Genomic DNA, 20647 nt, shown 5'->3' on the forward strand with positions numbered 1-20647 from the left:
TCTAATTCCTTATCTTGTTTCTATGTAGTAGTTTATAAAGGACCCAAGCCAGGTAGCCACCCAAAGTATTGGTCCATAAATCATCAATCTCAAATACCCGGTTAAAGTCGAAGAAAAAGTCTAAAACTAGCTGTGTACATTCGATTCCTAGACTCAATAGAAAACTGAGAAGAATCACTTTCTTCGTTTTTCTTAGACTAGGCATGAGATAGAGAAGTTGGAAAATCAGTGGGAATAGTAAAAGGATATTTAAGGCATTTTGCAAAAAAATCCAGAACAGTTGTAAAAAGCTTGTTACTTCTCCCAATTTCCACAAAGAGTTAAAAGGCGTCAAAAGAAAAACCAGGCGTCCAATAGTTTGAATACCTGGAGTTCCCACTCCTATCGGAAGTTTTGGCTGAGGAGTAAAGCAAAAACAGACAATACAAAGACTGTATAGAAAAACTCCCAAGCCTAGTAATTTTTTTCGATTCATATCATGGATTTACTTCAGCTACTGCTTTTTGGCGATCACGCTTCATAGTATTTGAACGCAATTGTCCACATGCTGCATCGATATCAGTACCATGTTCCTGACGAACAACACAGTTGATGCCTTTCTTCTTGAGTGTATCATAGAAGGCCATGACACGCTCTTTCGGACTACGACTGTACTGGTCATGTTCACTAACTGGGTTGTAAGGAATCAAGTTGACATAAGACAATTTCTTGATATTTTTCAGCAATTCTGCCAACTCAAGTGCTTGTTCCACTCCATCATTCACTTCATTTAGCATGATGTACTCAAAAGTTACGCGACGGTTAGTTGTTTCAATATAATACTCAATAGCTGCAAAGAGTTTTTCAATTGGAAAGGCACGGTTAATCTTCATAATGCTTGAACGAAGTTCATTGTTTGGTGCATGAAGAGAAACAGCAAGGTTGACCTGCACACCTTCATTAGCAAACTCACGAATCTTGTGAGCCAAACCTGAAGTTGATACAGTGATATGGCGAGCACCAATTGCCATTCCCTTATCGTCGTTGATGGTACGGATAAAGTTCAAAACGTTATTGTAGTTATCAAATGGCTCTCCGATGCCCATTACAACGATATGGCTTACACGTTCATCTTGTCCACGTTCGTCAAAATATTTTTGAACCAACATAATCTGCGCAACAATTTCTCCGTTATTGAGGTCACGTTGCTTCTTAATCAATCCTGATGCACAGAAGGTACAACCAATATTGCATCCTACCTGCGTGGTTACACAGACTGACAAACCATAGTGTTGACGCATCAGTACCGTCTCAATCAGCATCCCATCTGGCAACTCAAAGAGGTACTTGACTGTTCCATCTGCTGACTCTTGAACAATGCGTTGTTTCAAAGGATTGACTACAAATTGATCATTGAGTTTGGCAATCAAATCCTTAGACAAGTTGGTCATTTCTTCAAATGTCTGAACACGTTTACGGTAAAGCCACTCCCAGATTTGGTCAGCACGGAATTTCTTTTCTCCCTGTTCCAAGACCCATTCTTGCATGCCTTGGCGTGTTAAACTATAAATCGACGGTTTCATCTTTTCTCCTTATTCTCTAATCTTTCTGACGGATGACGAAATGGCGTTGTCCTTTTTCTTCGTTCTGAGGTTTCTGTTCTTTTGAACGGCGTCTATTTCTCTTGTCCGTATGATTTCTTTTCTTACTTTGGGAAGTCTTTTTCCCTTTTCGAGTATCTTTTTCTTCCTCTTTTTTGCGCATCTTTTGGTCAAACGGTGCTCGTTTAGGAACTTCATTTTCTAGAACAAAATAGGCACAACCATAGCTACAATACTCAAGTAGGTAATCTTGTAAACGACTGATTTTCTCAAGAGACTCTTCAGCTCGCTCATTCTTGTAGAAACCACGTAAGCGCAACTGCTCATTACTCCAGTCTCCAACAATATAATCGAACTTACTTAAAACTTCAGAAAAGCGTTGAGTAAATGCCGTTGCATCAAAAGCATCCTTACTATTTTCAACCAAAGTAAAGGTAAACCCTTCAGCTTCGACTTTATCTCCAGATAGATGAAATTCAGGACCAGGGAATTTATTGTAATTATATAATTCGGGTGCAATCTCTTTACGCATAATATTCCTTTTTAACGTTTACTTAGTACTCTATTTTACCATATTTTCGCCACATTTTCACCTTTAGCATTAAAATGAAAAAAGTCTGACGATTTAAGAATCTCTATCTAAAAAGGCTCTATAATTTCTGTAGTGGGTAAAACCACCATAGGAATTATGGAGCCTATTTTGTTGTAGAAAAAAAGTCCCATAAGACCTATAATGAAAAGTGACCAAACCATCATTAGAAAGAATCTTATGGAACAATTAAATTTTATCACAAACTTACTCGAAATTAAAGACAAGAACATCATAATCTTGGATTATATTGATGCTGGAACTCATAAAGAAATCATCGCTAAGCTCGATTATCCTGCTCCTAAGTGTCATCACTGCCTAGGACAAATGGCTAAATATGACTTTCAAAAAGAATCTAAAAGTCCCTACCTCGAATGTGCAGGATATAAGACACTCATTCGATTGAGAAAACGTCGTTTTCGTTGTAAAGTCTGCGGGAAAATGGCTGTATCAGAGACTTCCTTAGTCAAAAAGAATCATCAAATCGCGACCATCGTCAACCAGAAAATCACTCAAAAACTAATCGAGAAAGTCCCTATGACGGCTATCGCAGAAAGTCTATCTGTCTCTACTTCGACAGTCATTCGTAAATTGAAAGAATTCAAATTCAAGACAGATTTATCGTTCCTTCCAACTCACATGTCTTGGGATGAATACAGCTTCAAGAAAGGTAAGATGAGTTTCATTGCACAGGATTTTGATTCCAGAAAGATCGTAGCTATCTTAGATGGACGGACTCAAGTGACTATTCGCAATCATTTCCTTCGTTATTCTAGTCAGGTGAGAAGTCGCGTGAAAGTCATTACCATGGATATGTTTAGTCCCTATTACGATATTGCCAGAAAACTTTTTCCTAACGCTAAAATCGTTCTCGACCGCTTTCACATTGTCCAACATCTCAGTCGAGCTATGAATCGTCTTCGCATCCAAGTCATGAATCGTTTTGATCGTAAATCGCACGAATATAAGGCACTAAAACGTTACTGGAAACTCATTCAACAGGATAGCCGTAAACTAAGCGATAAACGATTTTATCGCCCGACTTTTCGCTCACACTTGACCAATAAAGAGATTCTCGAAAAGCTCCTTGCATACTCTCAAGAACTTAGAGAGCACTATGAACTCTATCAACTATTACTGTTTCATTTCCAAGAGAAACAAACAGACCATTTCTTTGAACTAATTGAAGAAACGATTTCTTGTGTAAATCCTATTTTTCAAACTGTTTTTAAGACCTTTTTGAAAGACAAGGACAAAATCATGAACTCACTGGAACTGCCCTACTCAACTGCAAAACTAGAGGCTACCAATAACCTCATTAAGGTCATCAAGCGCAATGCTTTTGGCTTCCGGAACTTTGAAAACTTTAAAATTAGAATCCTCATTGCTTTGAATATCAAAAAGGAGAGAACCAAGTTGGTCCTCTCCAGGTTATAACTTTTCATCAACCCACTACAGTTTTATCTTAGTTAAAATAAGTTAGAATATGTAAGTGAGTATCAGATATACCAAGACATCGTCACAATCTAAGGTATATTCAAAATACAAAAGTTGACCAAAGGTTGACCAACTAAAGTTCTGAATATCCGTATATGTTCATTCTCAAAATTAGTTTAAATAGCGTAGTCTTTTAAACTAATTTTGTGAATCCAAAAAATCTTCCTATTTATAATAAGAAGATTTTTTTATTATTCTAATTTTTTCTACGTACTGTTACAAGTCCAAATGTTCCAAGAATTGCACCGAGTACCAACATTGCAACACTTGATGACTCTCCTGTATTTGGTAATGTTTTTGCGCGTTCTACTCGTGAATAAGTTGGTTTACTTGATACTTGTTGCTGACTTGTGTAAGTCTGACCATTTACGATAACATTTCCTTTATTATCGATAGTAACGTTTTTATCACTTGCATAATCTTTATTTGATTTATCATTATTGGCTTGTGGACGTTCAACGTTCACTGGTTTTTCATAAGTAGCTGGTTTTGTTTCACGTACAACAACATTCCCTTGAGCATCTAAAGTAACTTCTTTACCTGCATCAAGAGCTTTCTTCAATTCGTCAACATTGACAGTAGGAAGTTCTTCAATAACTGGTGCATCTTTAGGAACAGCTACGATTGTTCCGTCAGGAAGTGTTTTTACAACACTATCTTTAGCATCTTCTTTAGCTAGTTCTTCAAGATTTAGTTCAGGAAGAGTTTCAGCAACTGGTGCATCTTTAGGTACAGCAACAATTGTTCCGTCAGGAAGTTGTTTCACAACGCTACCTTTAGCATCTTCCTTAACAAGTGCATCAAGATTCAACTCAGGAAGAGTTTCAGCAGTTGGAGCTACTTTTGGTACAGCAATTACTGTTCCATCAGGAAGTGTTGCAACAACATTTTCTTGAGCTTTCTCTGCAAGGTCAATAAGTTTAGCATATGTTGCTTCAAGTTCTGCAAGTTTAGCTTCTTCTGCTTTTTGTGCAGTCAACAAGTTTTCAAGCTTAGACTGTGCCATTTCTAGGTCAGCTTTAGCGAGTTCCAATTTGACACTAATTGCTGTTCGAGCTTGTTTTGCATTTGCTAGAGCAACTGGTGCGTCCAAATATGCTTGCAATTGTTCAGCCAATTCTTTAGCTTCTTTAACAAGGGCGTCTTTTTCAGCAAGAAGTTTAGTAACTTGTTTGTTCAAGTTGTCTAGTTTAGTTTCTTGGTCTTCAAGTTTGGCTGAAGCAATGTCAAGAGCTTGTGACGCAATTGTTTGAACAGTTTTAGCTTCTTTAAGTGCATCTTGAGCTTTTTCAAGAGTAGCTTTCTTGTCAGCTAGACTTGCTGAGAAGTTAGCGACTGCTTCACTTGCTTGAGCTTCACGTTTCTTAGCATTTTCAAGAGCAATGTTTGCTAAACGTAGGTTGTTTTCAGCAACTTGAGCTTGGAGTGGCGTAGCCATTGCGTCAGCCAATACTTTTTCAGCTTCAGTTTTCAAGCTAAGTGCGCTTGCGTAATCTGTTGAAGCTGTTGTTAAAGCATTCTTAGCATTTTCTGATGCAGTTTTAGCTTGTTCAAGGTTTGATTCAGCTGTTGCGACTGCTTTTTCAAGAGTTGCGATGTCTGTTTTGTCTTCGATGACTGTGTTATTGTCGAATTCAGCATATGTTGTAATCATCCAATATTGACCATTGATGTTAGCTACTGAAAGAGCGACTGGACTATTTGCTTGGTTAGCAAGGTTAATGCGTAGATGCTCCCATTTTGATGGCTCATCTTCGAATGAAGATAGTTCAAATGAACGTTGAACAGCTTGTTTTAGGTCATACATGGTTTGTTCAGCAGCACCGTTACCCATTGGCATAAGGTTTTCAAGACCACCAGGGATGTGTCCAGCTTTACGTGGGTCAAGTGCACGAGTTTCATATTTTTTAGCAACAGATTTTGAGTAATCTAATGTTTCTTCTGAAACATAAGCCTTTTTACTTGTATTATAACCAAAATTATGGTTCAACTGAGTCAACATTTTAGCGTAGAACTGACTGATTTCTACCAATTGGTCATCAGTCAAGTTATTCAAATCAACTGGACGATTTTTATCAGCTTCGCTGATTTTAATGGTTGATGCACTAGCCATTTTGACAGCCATACCACGCATGACCATGCGAGTGGTTTCGTTATCATTTGTTCGCCACAATTCATAAGCGTCTTTGTATGTGATATCATTTGATTTTGCACCAATTTTATCACGGAGACTGTCAGAGATGTGGAAAGTTGGATTTTGGATATTTACAACATCAACGTTTTTGAGTGCATCTTGAGCTTTAGTAAGTTCAGTTTGAGCATCTTCCAATTTAGCTTCTACTGATTCAGCATGTTGGTTAGCTGTTGCCAATTTTTCTTTTGCCAATTTGACAGCATCATTTTTAGTATTTACATCAGTTTCAGCTGATTTGATAGCATCTTCACGTGCTTCATCAGCTTTTTTTGCTGTTTTGAAAGCATCTTCAGCTTCAGCGACTGTAGCTTCAGCGCCTTTAACGCCTTTTTGAGCGTCTTTCAAGTCGTTTTCAGCATTTGCAAGTCCAGTTCCGTCAAGTGCAGATTCTGCATTTGCGACTGTTTGTTCAGCTGTTTGGACATCTTTTTCAGCTTGGTCAAGATTTTCTTTAGCTGTTGCCACGTCTGATTGCTTTTCAGCAAGAACAGTAGTTTCAGTTTTGATTTGTTCGTTTGTAGCTTCAGTTGCTTCTTGGTTAGCAGTTTGTGCTTCAAGGTTCTTAGCTTGAGCATCTTTGGCTTCAGCAATTTTTGCAGGTGTTGCTTGAGAAGCAGTTGCTTCAGCATCTTTAACAACTTGAGTAGCAGTAGCTACTTCTTTTTCAGTTGAAGCAACAGTAGCTTCTTTTTCTTGAACGCCAGTTTTAGCTGTTTCAATCTTAGCTTCAGCGTCTTTTACTACACCTTTTTGAGCGTCAAGAGCAGGTTTTACTGTAGAAGGCGCAGGAACTTCACTCTTTTCAAGTGGTTTCACTTCTGATTTAGCAACAAGAGCTGGTTCATTGACAGCAGTGTCAGTAGGTACTGAAGTCGCTTGAGCTTCTTGAGCAAATGCAGTTCCACCAACTGATGCAAGCGCAATAGCTGTTGAAGTTGTTAGGGTTTTAATAGTTTTGTTTGACATAGAATCTCCAAAAATTTATAAAACAACTATATATAGTTGTTTTTTTATTTAATTATACCACATCAAACCAACCTTGTAAAGTTATAAGCAATCTTTTAAGAACTAAAATATGTAGAACAAATACTGTAATATTTAGTTTGAGAGGTATTGCATGAAACAATCATTAAGAAAGTATATAGGAAAACGAATTCGCCTTTTAAGATTGAAAAAAGGACTTACACAAGAACAAATTGAAGAAAGAGCTGATCTTGGAACAAATTATGTATATAAACTTGAACACTTAGAAACAAACATAACAATTAATACCCTTGAAAAAGTTATGAATGCCCTTGAATGTGATATTTCATCTTTTTTCGATATTACAAAAAAAGATGAGAATCCTGAAATTGTTGAATTAATTTCAAATATAAAAAATTTACCTGATAGTAAACAAAAAGAAATACTTTCTGCATTCAACATGATTCTGAATCAAATTAAATAATATTTTAATCAAAATCAAAACGCTATAATTGATAACATAACAACCCTATTAAACAATGTAAAGAACCGCTAAGAAAAAAATCTTAGCGGTTTATTTTTATCCCAAAATTATCCTCTAAATTACTTAGAAAATCCTCTCTCCAAAAAGAGTCATTTATAGTCTTGTAAAATTCGACTAAATACCGTTTAAATGAAATTTCAGTTATAACTCTATTTTTATTTTGTTCTTCAATCTTTTCTTTATACTTGTTAATCTGATACTTTTCAAATTCATATATTTTATTTGAAAGAGAAGAAATCACGTTCTTGTTTTCTTGATTCATATAATTTTTTTTAAACTTATTGAAAGATTTTTCAAAATTAAAAGGTGGTATAAATTCTTGATTCTTTGACTTATTATAAAATTCTTCTACTTCTTTTAATCTACTATTGTAAGCATCCAATGACAATTCTGGTGCTACAGACTGTAATATTTCTGTTCGCCCCCGGACATCCTCTAATAATTCACCTACTTTTTCAGCTTGTTCAATGCATAATTTCTGATTTTCAAACCAATCTTCTTTTAATCTTTGTTCAAATTCTTCTAATAAAGTATTTATAGTTAACTCAAAATTAGTCTCCAACATTTCTTCATTCAATAGTTGCTTAATTGCTGAACTAGTACGTGGTTGAATGCGAAAAATTTTAATCGGTAGTTGACGTCTTTCAATCTCCAATTTTAATGAAAAAAGATAATCTTCATTCATTAAATACGCAGGTTTTCCAGAATTTTTAAACTCTTCTCTAATTTTCTCTTCTGGTGTTTTTAAACCTTGCCGTTGCAATTCCTTTACTAGCTTATCTTCTTTTTTATAAAGAACATCCCAACTCGAGAGAATTTTGGGATGCTTCCCAAATTTTGGAAATACATACAAAGTTTCAACTACTTCATCTCCTTGAAAATTTTCGTATATTTCACTTATATGTTCTCCCTCCGAACAGTGCATATATTGCCCTAGTACATCTTTTTTCAAAATATCACGAATTTGTTTTTCAGTTATATCCATATAAAATTCTTTTTCTATTCTTCCGCTGGGATAACTTCTAATATAATCCAAAGCTTCTTTTACATTATAATACTTTTCTTCCAATATAATATCCTCCTTATCGCTATTTTCAGCTTATCAAATAAAATTTCCTAATGCAAATTTTTTATTTTTTCCCTTTTGGTGCATTTGACGACCGGAATTTTTAATCATGATAAACTGAAAATGTAAATAACGAACGTTCAAATATTTACAAGAAAAATTCAACAGAAAGAACTAGTTTCAAGCTAGTAAAGGATATACCAATGTCACAGATTAACAATAATTTAGTTCAAACAGGATTGTTTGGAAGCAATTCAAAACAATCAGAAGGTTCAATTGTAAATGACCGTCGCACTGCCCCTGAGCTCACAAATATCTCAACTTGCGTTGCAGTTAGCGTTACAGAGCCAAAACCATTCTTTCCGATCGTGGGATTCGAAAAAAATCAAAATGGTAAGAACGCCCCGGTTTTTTCTGACAAATCAATTGGTTATGAAGTGTTCCTTTCAATGCCCAAAGATGATGGAGCAGTTAAATTGATTAGTCTTGTTGTCCCAACTTTAGAAATTGCGAACAAGATTCAGTTCAGACATTTGTATCAGTTAGTCAACCCACGCGGTCGCTATAAGTTCAAAAGTTATGATGTCATCGAAGTTTGGGCTGAAGATGTCAAAGAGGTTAGTTTAAAGTAGAGGGGAAATAGATATGAAAGAAATTTTTAAAGAATTAGATGACTTATCAGCTTTAGACTTGCCCATCGAATTACGCAAGATTTTAGCAACATACATTAATTCTGAGGTTCAAGGACGAGTTTCATCTTTCGTGAATTTGAGTTTGGTTTACTCAAACGGTCGTTACACTGATTTCATTCGTTCATACATGTATTTTGAACTTATGCGTCGTAAGATGTTAAAAGAAATGGAAGAAATTTGTAGGTATTTATGATTCGGTATAAATTAAATAAAAATACGGGTCATCTGATGCCAACCTTGCCAAGCCTAGTAACTCTACTCCAATTTTTTGGAGTTGGGTTACTATTTGGTGGTGGTATTATTCGATGGCTACTATTTAAAGGAACAAAGATTGGGATTTTTAGAAGTGAAGCACAGCTTGGCTTTCATTTAGAAGTAATTGGAATAGCTGTCTTGCTTTTGGTTAATCTTGTTTTACTGGTTCGATTTGTTTTAAAGCTATCAAAAATTGGCTCAGTATCTCTATACTATCAACTAAGGTTGATTGAACGACAAACACACAAAGCACTGTTGGATTCAGCAACTGCAAATCTCAAAGTTGGTAGCAAATTCATAGATGTTAGTAAAGCGCATGCGTGCTTTGAAAAGCTAAGCAGGCGCATATCGGTTAAAATCAAAAAATTAGCTGACCAGACTACGGACGATTTAGAAAAGTTTGCGGAAATGTTATCAGCGTGTTTAGTGGGTAAAAACCGTTCACTCATTGTTTTAGATTATTGGTTAAGTGAAGATAATACAGAGTTCATTTATTTACTAGATGATATTGTAGAAGCTAAAGCAAGACAGCTGAAGCCTAAACATATCACAGAATTAAAACCAGCTAATGATTTTGAAATAACAGTTGAAGAAGGTTTGACCTTTTCTTTCTTGCGTTCTCCTCAAATGTTATTAGTCGGAAATACAAACAGCTCAAAAACAACGTTTTTAAAATCAATGCTCGCACAAGTATTCATGTTCAATGAAGATGTTGATTTAACAATATTAGATGTAAAATCTGAGTTCAGCTCATGGGATTTTCTACCAGCTGGGTCTATTTTATCAGACAGTGAAGAGATTTTAGCATACTTTGAAGAATTGTTGGAATTAGTTATTAAACGTGAAAAAGAAATTGCAAAATTGTCAGCACGTGATGATATTACTGGCGCAACTTTCGTTAATTTCGGTAAAGAGATGAAGATGAAACTATGTATTATCGAAGAATATTCAGCCATGCTTTCAAGCATTACAGATAACAAGATGAGAAAAAGGGTTCAAGATTTGGTCTTGTCTATCGTTTCGCGTTCTCGCTCTAGTGGTGTCTATATCTGTATCTGTATGCAACAACCAAGGTCAGAACTCTTGAGTACAGCAATACGAGATAATTTAGGTGTTCGTATTTGTTTATCAAATGGCGCTATAACAGATGAATTAGCTAGAATGGTCTTTGGAGAAACTGACAATATTGATAATCATGCGCAACGATTTTCAGGATACATCATGACTACTGATGGACAGTTCAGTAAACCAAGAAAGTTCTGGAATATCAATCTACACGAACACGGTTTGGAAAAGATTAGTACATTTAAAAGAGCATTCTTATACGGTCAACGATTAAGAAAAAAGCGTAAATAATGGGGTACTGGCATTCATGGGGGTCGAGTAATGACCCCCATCCCACCCCTTACGGGGTTAACTACAATATAATTAAAAGGAGTTATTTTACTATGATTCAATGTGACGTTGATGAAATTTCATTTGTATTTTTACCAGAGTATAACGAAATGATGTCTAATTATGAGGCATTTGCTTTGGATATTTGTTCAAAAATTGATGAATTATTGAAATTAGAAAAGTACACGGTTAATTACAAGCTAAATGAAAAAGGCTTTGCAGGATACAGTTATATTATCAATTTTGATGAATTTGAAATTTTGTTATGTTTTAACACTGACAGCCCACGAATGGGAGTGCTTCTCAAATTCTCGGGTCAAGGTTTGAAACATTACTTGAAACGACGCGAAGAAGATAATCAAAAAATTTCGTATCGCCAATTAGTTCAAAAATTTTTTGAATTAGAAAATTATTTTAGCGGTAGTTGTAGAGTTTCAAAAATTGATTTTGCGATTGATTTTATAGATGAAGGTTTGAAAGTGAATCAGATTCACCAGGAGTTAAACAAGTCAATAATAAAATCAAAATACGTTGATAGTTTTACAAATACAATCAAATTGAGAAAGAATCAGTCAAATATCAGTACGTTCAATACAAACAATAGAGTAGAAACAATTTACGTTGGTAGCAAAGCAAATAAAGGAAACTCTCTATTGTTAAGAATCTATGATAAAAAATTGGAGCAGGAGAAAAAAAAGGGCATCTTTTATGATGATGCCTTGAAATGTGATGATTGGGTGAGATTTGAAATGTCAATCAGACAGGCTTACGCTAACCAAACAGGCTTAGATATTTTAAAATGTAGAAATGATAAAGAACTATCGAGTCTAATTTTTCAACGATTTACGGACAAGTATTTATTTTTCAAAAATGATGAATTATGGGATATTTCAAAGGTTATGTTGGAATATGTTTCAACCGATTTTGATTTATTGAGGTCAAAACCAAGAAGAAAAAATGATTTATTATCTACCTATATTTACTTATTGAAAAACAGCGGTTTAGAATCGTTTCTATACAAGATTGACAAAATTTACGGTAAAGAATCAATTCAGGAGTTTTTCAGGCATGTTTTGATTCATTTCAAAACAAAGTACAAACCCTCTCCTGATACTATCATCTTTTTAAATAATAAAAAAGATGAATTAAAGAAAGAAAAAGAGCCGTGGAACATATTTAAATAAAACAATGAGAGGAAAACTTATATGACGGATAAAATCTCAATTAAAATAGAAAATTTGGAAGTAATTCTTCCTAGTACTCATATTATAGTAGAGAAAGATGAATATCTTGACTTGAAAAACAAGGCTTCTCAGGGGAAATATATGAGCTTATCTGAGGTTTTAGAGATGGTTTCAGTCTCTCGACCTTGGTTACTTGAAAATGTTCTCTATCGGTCTGATATTCGCTCAAAAATCGATATTGATAAAAACAAAAATGGTTTTGTAAAATATCCTCAAAATCAGGGTGGTAAATATATCTTTCTTGCCTCTAAGACAAGAGTATTTTTTGAACAGCATTTTTCAGAATTATTAAAAGAGAAATGATATAATAGCCAAGACGATGTCTTGGTTATCTTTTTAAGTAGGAAGGATAATCATATGGCGATTTCATACAGACAAAGGGGTAAAAAGAAAAATTGGGATTATAGAATATTTGATAAAAATAAAAAGGTAGTAGCTTCAAACTCAGGCTTCAAAACGAAAAAAGAAGCAATATTGGAAGCAAGTAAAATTGAATTAGAGTTGTTAAACGGTAATGTAATTGATTCAAATATCTCTCTCTATCAATTGTGGCAGAAATGGTATAATCTTCAAATTATCCCTTTAAACAAAAGTGAGGGAACACTTGCACATCATAAACATAGAGGAAAACTTATTTTAGAATATTTCAAAGATAAATCCGCTACTAACATCACTTTTAGTGAATATCAAGAATTTATCAACGAATACGCAAAGAAGGTTGGAAAAGATACAGTTCGGCGATTAAATGCGGAAGTTAGAAAAGTCATTCAATTTGCGAAAAAAGATAAGTTATCAATCATTGATTTTACAGATGGTGTTGTTATTACAGGGCAAGCAAGTCGAAAGATAAAAAAAGAAAAAGCTATTACAAGCTCAGCTGATTATCATAAATTATTGAAAGAGGTAAAACATAATATTGAACTGAAGTTTAATATTATTGACTATCTTCTTTTTATTCAACTAAAAACTGGCTTGCGTTTCGGTGAGGTGCTAGGCTTGACATGGGATTGCATTTTGAACGAAACTCAAGAAGTAAAAACATACCGGCGCTACGATCCACGGAAACAAGAGTGGCGACCACCCAAAACAGAAACATCAATCAGAACTATACCAGTAGATATAGAAACATTGAATGTTTTGAATCAATTAAAAGAGATTCAAAGTAGAGATATTGAACAAACAAATATCCAAAATAAAGAAAATCATATCTTTTTCGATTTGTATACTATCGTTCCAAGTAATCACGAAGTGAATAAGCGTTTAAGAGAACATCTCAAGAAGTTAAAACTCAAACCACTCGATTTATCAGCTACAGGTATTAGGCACACATACGCAAGTATTATGTTAGGTTATGGAATCGATATCTGGGTTATAGCTTCAAATATGGGACATAAAGATATTACACAAATAACTCAAACATATGGTCATTTAATCAAGGAAAAAGAAGAATCCGAAAACAAACGTGTTAGGGAGTTTTTAAGTTAATAATTTTTTCTAACAAAAGTTGACCAAAAATTGACCAAATTCAAAAAAGACCTTGATTTCTCAAGGTCTAGTACTATTATATCAATCCACTACAGTTGACAAAGAGCCTCTAAAAACTCGACTTTCGTAGACAAGAAAAAACTGGGTCTTCCCAGTTTTCTTGTGATTATAGGTAAAGTAATTTGAAAAGCGCTACTGCTGCAATACCAGCTGCAATCGGTGCAACTACTGGTACCCAAGCATACCACCATTTTGAATCGCCCTTGTGTTGACCAAGGATTGATTTTGGAAGGAAGGCATGAAGGAGACGTGGTCCAAAGTCACGAGCTGGGTTCAAACCAGGTCCAGTTGGTCCACCAAGAGATGTTACCAAGGCCATTACCAAGAAACCAAGTGCCAAGTGACCAACAGAAAGTCCTGCAGCTGTATGAGGCGCTACTTGAGCTTTAATTGCCAAATCAGAGAAGTCAACATTTTGACCTGCTTGAGTCGCCATTTGTTTCATATATTGGAGAACTTCAGCACCAAAAAAGTCCTTTGTCAAACCAAGTGCTGCAAAGAAGAGAACGAATGAACCAACAAACTCGTTGATAAAACCGTTAACTGTTGCCGCAAAGCGTGATTCTTTTGTTCCGTGGTCGATACTTGAAATTGTTGAGAAAGTTCCCAAGATATTGTTTGCTTTTTCAGTTTGCAAGTAGTAAGGACGGTGAGTTGCAACAACCAAGGCTTGTCCGAAGATTGCTCCCAAGACTTGTGCAACGATGTATGGTGCTACTTGTGCCCAAGGGAAAAGTCCGCTAACTGCTAGACCAAGAGTGAAGGCTGGGTTGATGTGGTTACCAGAAACATTACCAAACATCAAGGCAGGGATCATAACCCCCATACCGTAACCAACAGCGATAACGAGCCAGCCACTTTGGTGACCTTTCGTACCTTTAAGTTCAACGTTGGCAACTGCACCATTTCCCAAGATAATCAAGATGGCTGTTCCCAAAAATTCAGTGGCATATTTGACTGCCCATGCGAAATCCATTGATAGATTCTCCTTAATATTTTTTAGACAATCCCTATTCTATCAATTTTTAAGCCTTTTAGCAACAGATTTTCTAAAAGAATCCTGCGGGAAAACGCTTTTATTTCAAGTCTACAAAAAAGACCTAACAAAGAGAGTTTGTTAAGTCAAAATTTTAATTATTCTTGACGCTGACCAAAGTCCTTAATCATCTGATCCATTTCTTCACGACTTGACGTCGTTAGCATATAGAGAAAGTCTCCTTGCAATTCAGCAAAGGCAGCCGGCATGATTTTCTTGACCTTGAACTGGTGACCATATTTGGCGAGCAAGTCTTCTTCTGAATAAACATAGTTGGCATTAGCGCGACGAGATGTTGCCAAGCAGTATAGAGGATCGAATTGAGAAGCTGGGAATGGTTCACCCGCAACGATCGCTGCATAGCCCTTATACAAATCAAAAGAATGGGCATAGTTATAGACATCAATGGTGAAACCACCCGCTGGACGGTTATTGTATTCAATAGCGATATAGTCATCACCCTCACGGAAGAACTCAATATGGAAGAAACGTTCCTTCATGCCAAATTCTTTGACAATTGCCTCACCATATTTACGCAATTTTGGATCCATCTCCTTTAGAACATAATAAGAATTGTCCATCTTGTAAATCATAAGATCGAGAGGTGTGTGAGCATAGTCAAAGGTCGTAGAAAAGACGATATTCCCATCTCTATCTACCAAACCATCGAAAGTACAGATCTCACTAGAGGTGACAAATTTCTCAAAGAAATAAACGGTTGAGTGGTCCCATTCAGCCTTAAAGTGATTGACATCATCTTCCGTTTCAAGTTTAAAGGTTGCTGCTGCACCTACTCCATTGTCAGGTTTGGCAATCATTGGAAGTCCAATTTCTTTCACAGCTTTATCAACGTCTGCTTCTGTTTCAATAACTGCACCTGGCACAACTGGAACCCCAGCTTTTTTGAAGAGTTTTTTCATCTCAGACTTGAACTTAGTTTTCTTGAGGTCTTCTGGTTTGGCACCAAAGACATGAAATTGTTCACGAAGGGCAGCGTCCAACTCTAGCCAGTATTCATTGTGTGATTCGATGCGATCAATTGGACCATGTTTGTAGAAAAGAAAGGCTACTGCACGTTTAACTTCATCAAGATTTTCAAGATTATCAACTCGGAAATACTCAGTCAAGCTATTGCGCAATGGTTCATCTAGTTGTTCATAGGGTTCTTGCCCAATCCCTAGAACGGTGATTCCTTTATTGGCTAGTTCAATACTAAACTGTTGGAAATTTTGTGGGTAATAGGGTGAAATTACAAGATAATTCATAAGCAACTCCTTTTATAGACTCATGTGACCGAGGAAATAAGGCATTTGTTTGCGCCACCATTCCCAGTCATGGGCAACATCGTGTCCCCATTCTGCAAACCAGGCAGGAATTTGTTTTTGATCGAAGGCTTCTTTTAACTTGTAGTAAGAAGGTAGGCCATCATGTTCCCAAGCACCTAGTCCCGTACAAACCACAATTTCAGCTTGACGGTAACGGTCGATAAACCAACCATCATTTTGATTCCAAATATAGTCTACTGGTGAATTTTGATAGATGGCATCATCATTGTAGTAATCACCGACAAAGAAACGTGCATCGTAGACACCACTAAGAGCAATGACTTTGGTGAAGACATCCGGATGTTGTAGGAAAAAGTTAAGAGCATGGTAAGCTCCCATAGAGCAACCTGTCGTCATCATGCCATCGAACCAGCCCGTCTTATGCTTGATAAAAGGAATAGCTTCTTCAATAACGTATCGCTCATAAGCACGGTGCATTTCAGCTTGGTCATGACCGTTTTTCCATGTCGCAAGCCAGCTCTCGCTATCGACACTTGAAAGTGTAAAGAACTGAACACGGCCCTCCTCAATAAAGGATGCACATGCATCAATCATGCCAAAATCATAGTATTCATTGTGGCTACCACCTGAGGACGCAAAGACAACAACTGGGATACCTGCGTGTCCGTAACGATTGACGTACATTTCACGATTTAGATGACCACTCCAGTGGCTAAGATGTTCAATATTCATATCCTGTCTCCTTTATACTAGTTACCAATTTTCTGCAAAAAAGCGTAGGCAAGCTGGAAGATTTTCTGACCATGGCACTTCATGGTGAATGGCTCCAGCCTGAACCTTGAGAGAGAGATTTTCCAACTGAACTCCTCCTGCTATCAAATCATGATAATAGCGAAGGGAAGAGTCGATATAGGCCTGCTTAATATTGCCAGCCATTAGGGTCTTATCTGTGTCATCTGCTTCTTCCGTTCCAACATAGATAAAGATTCGTTGGTCAGGCAAAAGCTTTTTACGTTCAATATAGCGATCAAAGGCTTCTTGATGAAGCCAGTTGGCAGAGGAGAAAACTCCCAAGCAACCAATCTGGTCTTGATATTCTAAACCAATAAACTGGGTAATATTCCCACCAAGTGAAGATCCTATCATGGCAGTGTGTTTACGGTCTGATTTTGTCCGATAGTTTTCATCAATAAAGGGCTTAACCACTTCCATGACAAACTCTGCGTACTCGACACCTTTACCACCAAATTGTTGACCAGGAATATTAGACTCTTGGAATTTCCAAGCTGCATACTCATTCATCCGTCCAAGACCATCATTGTCAATAGCCACGATAATCATGCGACTGATATCCGGATTTCGCTTGATGGCTGGGATAATCTTCCAGGAATGGCCGACGTAGGATTCCTTACTATAAAAGACGTTTTGTCCATCATGGAAATACACGACTGGATAACTTCTATCCGTATCTTTCTCATAGTTTTTTGGGAGGAGAACACGTACGCGGCGCTCCTTACCTGTGTAGGGAACCACCAATTTATGCTCTCGCATTTTTAAATAAAAATAAGATTGATTCATTGTCAGAAAACTCTCTATATTCAAAATTTTACCTAATTATATCATAAAAATAGAAAAAAAGTCAGTTTCCGTCCAAATTTAAGACAATAAACTAACTTTTTTTACTTATTTTATCTTTTCCTCTGGTTTTTCTGATTAAAGGAGATCATCGATTAACTCATCGACTGCATCCTTCTCAGCCTGAGGTGTAATTTCAGTAATCATAATTCCCGCTACTGCTCTCTCAACCAAACCTTCGACATCCATTCGAGCTTCATACTGTTCAGCATTCTTAATCTTAGGATTTGTCTTCGGACGATCAGGCGCAAAAATCGTACAACAATCTTCAAAGGGCTGGATAGAAATTTCAAAGGTATCAATTTCTTGTGCAATGTCAATGATTTCCAACTTATCCATGGTCACGACTGGACGGATGATTGGTGTATTAGTCACCGCATTGATAGCCTGCATACTTTCTAGGGTTTGGCTAGCCACCTGACCAAGGCTTTCCCCATTGATAATGACCAAACCTTTTCTCACTTCTCGGATACGGTCAGTAATCCGCATCATAAAGCGACGAGTCAGTGTCATGAGATAGGCTTCTGGCGCTTTAGCCTTGATTTCTTCTTGAATCTCCGTGAAGGGAACCTCGATAAATTGTATATTTCCTCCGAACTTGGTCAATTTACGGGTTAAGTCCTGGGCTTTCTTGAGGGCACCTGGACTAGTGTAGGGAGGGCTCGCAAAGTGAACAGCCTCGATATCCACTCCACGTTTTAGAGCTAGATATCCAGCAACAGGAGAGTCAATCCCTCCTGACAACATGAGCATGCCTTTGCCAGAAGTTCCGACAGGCAAACCACCTGCACCACGAATAGTTTCATATGAAAGGTAGGCTGCTTCTTCACGAATCTCCACCTGAAGGTTAATGTCAGGATTTTTCATTTGTGCCTGCACATTTGGAATAGCTTCAAATACTGCTCCACCAAGTGTCTGGTTGAGTTCCCGGCTATCTAGCTCAAAGTTGTGGTCGCTACGCTTACTTGAGATTTTAAAGGTCATACCTTCCTTGTAAATATTCTTCATAATCTCTTGGACAGCAGATTTCAGAACTTCTACAGATTTTTCAACCTTATAGACTGGAGAAAAGTTTTGAATCCCGAAAACTTGCTTGAGTGACTCTGCCACCGGTTCATAATCTGCCCCATTCAGATAAGCATGGGCACGATCGCGGTCTGCTGTCACTTTAACTTGAGGATAGATGGACAAAACGTCTGAGATATTATTACGTAGTTTATTGATGAAACGCATCCGATTTTTACCCTTGGTTGAAAGCTCTCCGTAGCGAATCATAATTTCTGAATACTGCATGAATGCTCCTATCTTACTTTTTTAGTTTGATTGTAGATTAATTTTAGTTTGGTCAAAAATTGCTCAACTTGACTCATGTCATTTTCTAGGTCTAGGCTGAGGCGTACTGCTGACTGGGCTTTATCCTTTTCAATCCCCATGGCAATCAGGGTTCCAGCAGGTTTCCCAGCCTTGGACGAGCAAGCTGATGTTGTAGAAATGAAAATATCATAGTCTTCAAAAGCATGAACGATAACTTCCCCACGAACTCCCTTAATTCCGAAGGTCAGAATATGAGGAGCAAAGTCTTCCTCACCTGAGAAAACAAAAATATCTGGATAGTCGAGAAGAGCTTGACGGATGACTTCCTTCATCTGACTCGTTTTGTTAGAAAACAATTCCAATCTTTCCATAGCTAGACGCAGTGCCTTGGCTGTTGCTGCAATTCCTGCTACATTCTCAGTTGTTGAACGATAGTCACGCTCTTGGCCACCACCAGTTAAAAGCGGTGTAATTTTCTTGCCAGACTTGATATAGACAAATCCAACACCACGAACTCCGTGGAATTTATGACTAGAGAAGGTCGCAAAATCCACTCGGTCAGTCAAATACTTTTCTGTCGGAATCTTAGCTAAAGCTTGAACCGCATCAACATGGAAGGAAATCGTTGGCTTATCAGCTAATAGTTCTGATATAGCTTCAATAGGCTGGATTGAGCCGATTTCATTGTTGACTGCCATAACAGAGACTAGCGTTGTATCAGGACGAAGTAGGTTTTCTAAAGCAGTTACATCTACAAATCCTTTTTCATTTACAGGTGCAAAATCCACTTCAAAACCTTGAGTCTTAAGCCAAAGAGCTGACTCCTTGACTGCTGGATGCTCAATAGCTGACACAATAATGTGTTTACCAAATTGCGCTTTTTCAAAAGCCACACCTTTGATAACCCAATTATCCCCTTCAGTCCCACCAGAGGTAAAGAAGATTTCTTCGCTTTTCTTGCCAATCAAATCTGCAATCTGCTGTCGAGAAGCTTCTAAAATTCTGCTAGATTGGTCTCCCAAACGATGGAGACTTGAAGGATTTCCAATAATTTTTGCAGACACTTGCATATAGGTTTCAAGTGCTTCTGGATAAGGCTTAGTCGTTGCCGAATTATCAAAGTAAATCATGGTTTCTCACGCTTTCTAAAATCACTCCTTCTATTGTATCACGAAACAGTTCAGGCGACAAGAAAGGCAATTCAGGTTCATTTAAGTTTTTTTTAAAGATTTTCGGTATAATGAATTTTAGTAAAGGAGAGATATTATGTCTAATTATCGTAGAACATCAAAACCTAAAACGGAACACATCAAAAAAGGATTTACTGTTTTTCAAAAAACGATTGCTACTATCGGTAGTATTCTGGGGCTGATTACTGCAAGTATCACCATCATGAATGCTATGAATAATAATAATAATAATAACAACAATAACTCTAAAAAAGAAACTACGACAACCCAGACAACAGTCATAAAAGAGATTCAAAAGGAATCCCCTCAAGAGAATACTACTCCAAACAAGGACAATACTTCTACAAAAGAAAACACACAAGAAGAAACAACAACTCAATCTAGTAGCAGTGCAGAAAGTAAGAAAGAAGATACTAGCAGTAAACAAGAACAACCGACTGTTCCTTCTTCTAGCACTCAAACAACAGATACAAAAACGTCTACTACCAATGGAGCTTCCTAAAAGAACTATCTAACAGCCAGTGATTGAATCGCTGGTTTTTTTATTGCTGTCTTCAGTATTAATCAGAAAAAGTTAATCTTTGCAACAGAAAAATGATCAGCCTTTAAACCAATCATTTTT

20 protein-coding genes are annotated in these 20647 nt (G+C 36.8%); 9 read left to right on the forward strand and 11 right to left on the reverse strand.

Annotated elements, in window-relative coordinates; translation table 11 throughout:
* Nucleotide 1: 1 nt before the first annotated feature.
* From AC3E7H_RS09000 to AC3E7H_RS09010, 3 genes are read right to left on the reverse strand one after another with little or no spacing between them, the layout of a single operon-like run.
* A complete protein-coding gene (locus AC3E7H_RS09000) occupies nucleotides 2-475 on the reverse strand; it encodes a VanZ family protein (protein WP_001080341.1) in 474 nt (157 codons plus the stop codon).
* A gap of 1 nt (nucleotide 476) precedes the next feature.
* Nucleotides 477-1562 (reverse strand): dual-specificity RNA methyltransferase RlmN, encoded by a 1086-nt coding sequence (rlmN, locus tag AC3E7H_RS09005; RefSeq protein ID WP_000804756.1) that lies wholly within the window; start codon nucleotides 1560-1562, stop codon nucleotides 477-479.
* Between the two features lie 16 nt (nucleotides 1563-1578).
* Nucleotides 1579-2112, reverse strand: a complete 534-nt coding sequence (locus AC3E7H_RS09010; protein WP_001224360.1) for a YutD family protein — start codon at nucleotides 2110-2112, stop codon at nucleotides 1579-1581.
* Nucleotides 2113-2349: 237 nt separating this feature from the next.
* On the opposite strand from AC3E7H_RS09010, the gene AC3E7H_RS09015 reads away from it, so the two are divergent.
* A complete protein-coding gene (locus tag AC3E7H_RS09015; protein ID WP_490676428.1) occupies nucleotides 2350-3606 on the forward strand; it encodes an ISL3 family transposase in 1257 nt (418 codons plus the stop codon).
* Nucleotides 3607-3862: 256 nt separating this feature from the next.
* Here the strand turns inward: AC3E7H_RS09015 and AC3E7H_RS09020 are convergent, their stop codons facing one another.
* Nucleotides 3863-6826 carry an SEC10/PgrA surface exclusion domain-containing protein gene (locus AC3E7H_RS09020; protein ID WP_490676429.1) on the reverse strand — a complete coding sequence of 988 codons (2964 nt, stop codon included), beginning with the start codon at nucleotides 6824-6826 and terminating at the stop codon, nucleotides 3863-3865.
* 151 nt (nucleotides 6827-6977) lie between these two features.
* On the opposite strand from AC3E7H_RS09020, the gene AC3E7H_RS09025 reads away from it, so the two are divergent.
* The gene (locus AC3E7H_RS09025; protein ID WP_490676430.1) at nucleotides 6978-7307 is read left to right on the forward strand and encodes a helix-turn-helix domain-containing protein; all 330 of its coding nucleotides are present in this window, start codon (nucleotides 6978-6980) and stop codon (nucleotides 7305-7307) included.
* An 82-nt stretch (nucleotides 7308-7389) separates the two neighbouring features.
* On the opposite strand, the gene AC3E7H_RS09030 is transcribed toward AC3E7H_RS09025, so the two are convergent.
* Nucleotides 7390-8436 carry a hypothetical protein gene (locus AC3E7H_RS09030; protein WP_490676431.1) on the reverse strand — a complete coding sequence of 349 codons (1047 nt, stop codon included), beginning with the start codon at nucleotides 8434-8436 and terminating at the stop codon, nucleotides 7390-7392.
* Between the two features lie 200 nt (nucleotides 8437-8636).
* On the opposite strand from AC3E7H_RS09030, the gene AC3E7H_RS09035 reads away from it, so the two are divergent.
* The 6 genes from AC3E7H_RS09035 (at nucleotide 8637) to AC3E7H_RS09060 (ending at nucleotide 13504) form a co-directional block, all read left to right on the forward strand.
* Nucleotides 8637-9065, forward strand: a complete 429-nt coding sequence (locus AC3E7H_RS09035) for a hypothetical protein (protein ID WP_490676432.1) — start codon at nucleotides 8637-8639, stop codon at nucleotides 9063-9065.
* A 13-nt stretch (nucleotides 9066-9078) separates the two neighbouring features.
* Nucleotides 9079-9318 (forward strand): hypothetical protein, encoded by a 240-nt coding sequence (locus AC3E7H_RS09040; RefSeq protein WP_490676433.1) that lies wholly within the window; start codon nucleotides 9079-9081, stop codon nucleotides 9316-9318.
* Nucleotides 9315-10736, forward strand: coding sequence for an FtsK/SpoIIIE domain-containing protein (locus AC3E7H_RS09045; RefSeq protein WP_490676434.1), 1422 nt, complete (start codon nucleotides 9315-9317; stop codon nucleotides 10734-10736). The genes AC3E7H_RS09040 and AC3E7H_RS09045 overlap by 4 nt, the downstream gene beginning before the upstream one ends.
* A gap of 92 nt (nucleotides 10737-10828) precedes the next feature.
* On the forward strand, nucleotides 10829-11959 hold the full coding sequence (locus AC3E7H_RS09050; RefSeq protein WP_490676435.1) for a replication initiation factor domain-containing protein: 1131 nt from the start codon (nucleotides 10829-10831) through the stop codon (nucleotides 11957-11959).
* Nucleotides 11960-11980: 21 nt separating this feature from the next.
* Nucleotides 11981-12322: a DUF771 domain-containing protein gene (locus tag AC3E7H_RS09055; RefSeq protein WP_490676436.1), complete on the forward strand. Its 342-nt coding sequence runs from the start codon at nucleotides 11981-11983 to the stop codon at nucleotides 12320-12322.
* 54 nt (nucleotides 12323-12376) lie between these two features.
* Nucleotides 12377-13504, forward strand: coding sequence for a tyrosine-type recombinase/integrase (locus AC3E7H_RS09060; protein WP_490676437.1), 1128 nt, complete (start codon nucleotides 12377-12379; stop codon nucleotides 13502-13504).
* 166 nt (nucleotides 13505-13670) lie between these two features.
* Here the strand turns inward: AC3E7H_RS09060 and gla are convergent, their stop codons facing one another.
* The 6 genes from gla to AC3E7H_RS09090 all read right to left on the reverse strand — a co-directional run bounded on the left by gla (nucleotide 13671) and on the right by AC3E7H_RS09090 (nucleotide 19965).
* On the reverse strand, nucleotides 13671-14540 hold the full coding sequence (gene gla / locus AC3E7H_RS09065; protein ID WP_000344872.1) for an aquaglyceroporin Gla: 870 nt from the start codon (nucleotides 14538-14540) through the stop codon (nucleotides 13671-13673).
* 158 nt (nucleotides 14541-14698) lie between these two features.
* A complete protein-coding gene (locus tag AC3E7H_RS09070) occupies nucleotides 14699-15865 on the reverse strand; it encodes an ATP-grasp domain-containing protein (RefSeq protein ID WP_001108594.1) in 1167 nt (388 codons plus the stop codon).
* A gap of 12 nt (nucleotides 15866-15877) precedes the next feature.
* The gene (locus tag AC3E7H_RS09075) at nucleotides 15878-16618 is read right to left on the reverse strand and encodes an esterase family protein (protein ID WP_001019250.1); all 741 of its coding nucleotides are present in this window, start codon (nucleotides 16616-16618) and stop codon (nucleotides 15878-15880) included.
* Between the two features lie 21 nt (nucleotides 16619-16639).
* The gene (locus AC3E7H_RS09080) at nucleotides 16640-17464 is read right to left on the reverse strand and encodes an alpha/beta hydrolase (RefSeq protein WP_001076728.1); all 825 of its coding nucleotides are present in this window, start codon (nucleotides 17462-17464) and stop codon (nucleotides 16640-16642) included.
* 135 nt (nucleotides 17465-17599) lie between these two features.
* A complete protein-coding gene (thiI, locus tag AC3E7H_RS09085) occupies nucleotides 17600-18814 on the reverse strand; it encodes a tRNA uracil 4-sulfurtransferase ThiI (RefSeq protein WP_001200055.1) in 1215 nt (404 codons plus the stop codon).
* Nucleotides 18815-18822: 8 nt separating this feature from the next.
* Nucleotides 18823-19965, reverse strand: coding sequence for a cysteine desulfurase family protein (locus AC3E7H_RS09090; RefSeq protein ID WP_000638945.1), 1143 nt, complete (start codon nucleotides 19963-19965; stop codon nucleotides 18823-18825).
* 136 nt (nucleotides 19966-20101) lie between these two features.
* Here AC3E7H_RS09090 and AC3E7H_RS09095 point away from each other — a divergent pair, with 136 nt between their 5' ends.
* Complete coding sequence (locus AC3E7H_RS09095) at nucleotides 20102-20527, forward strand: DUF6556 family protein (protein WP_075228257.1); 426 nt, start codon at nucleotides 20102-20104, stop codon at nucleotides 20525-20527.
* Nucleotides 20528-20647 lie beyond the last annotated feature (120 nt).

Source organism: Streptococcus sp. SCPM-O-B-15304 (M98), from assembly GCF_058200215.1.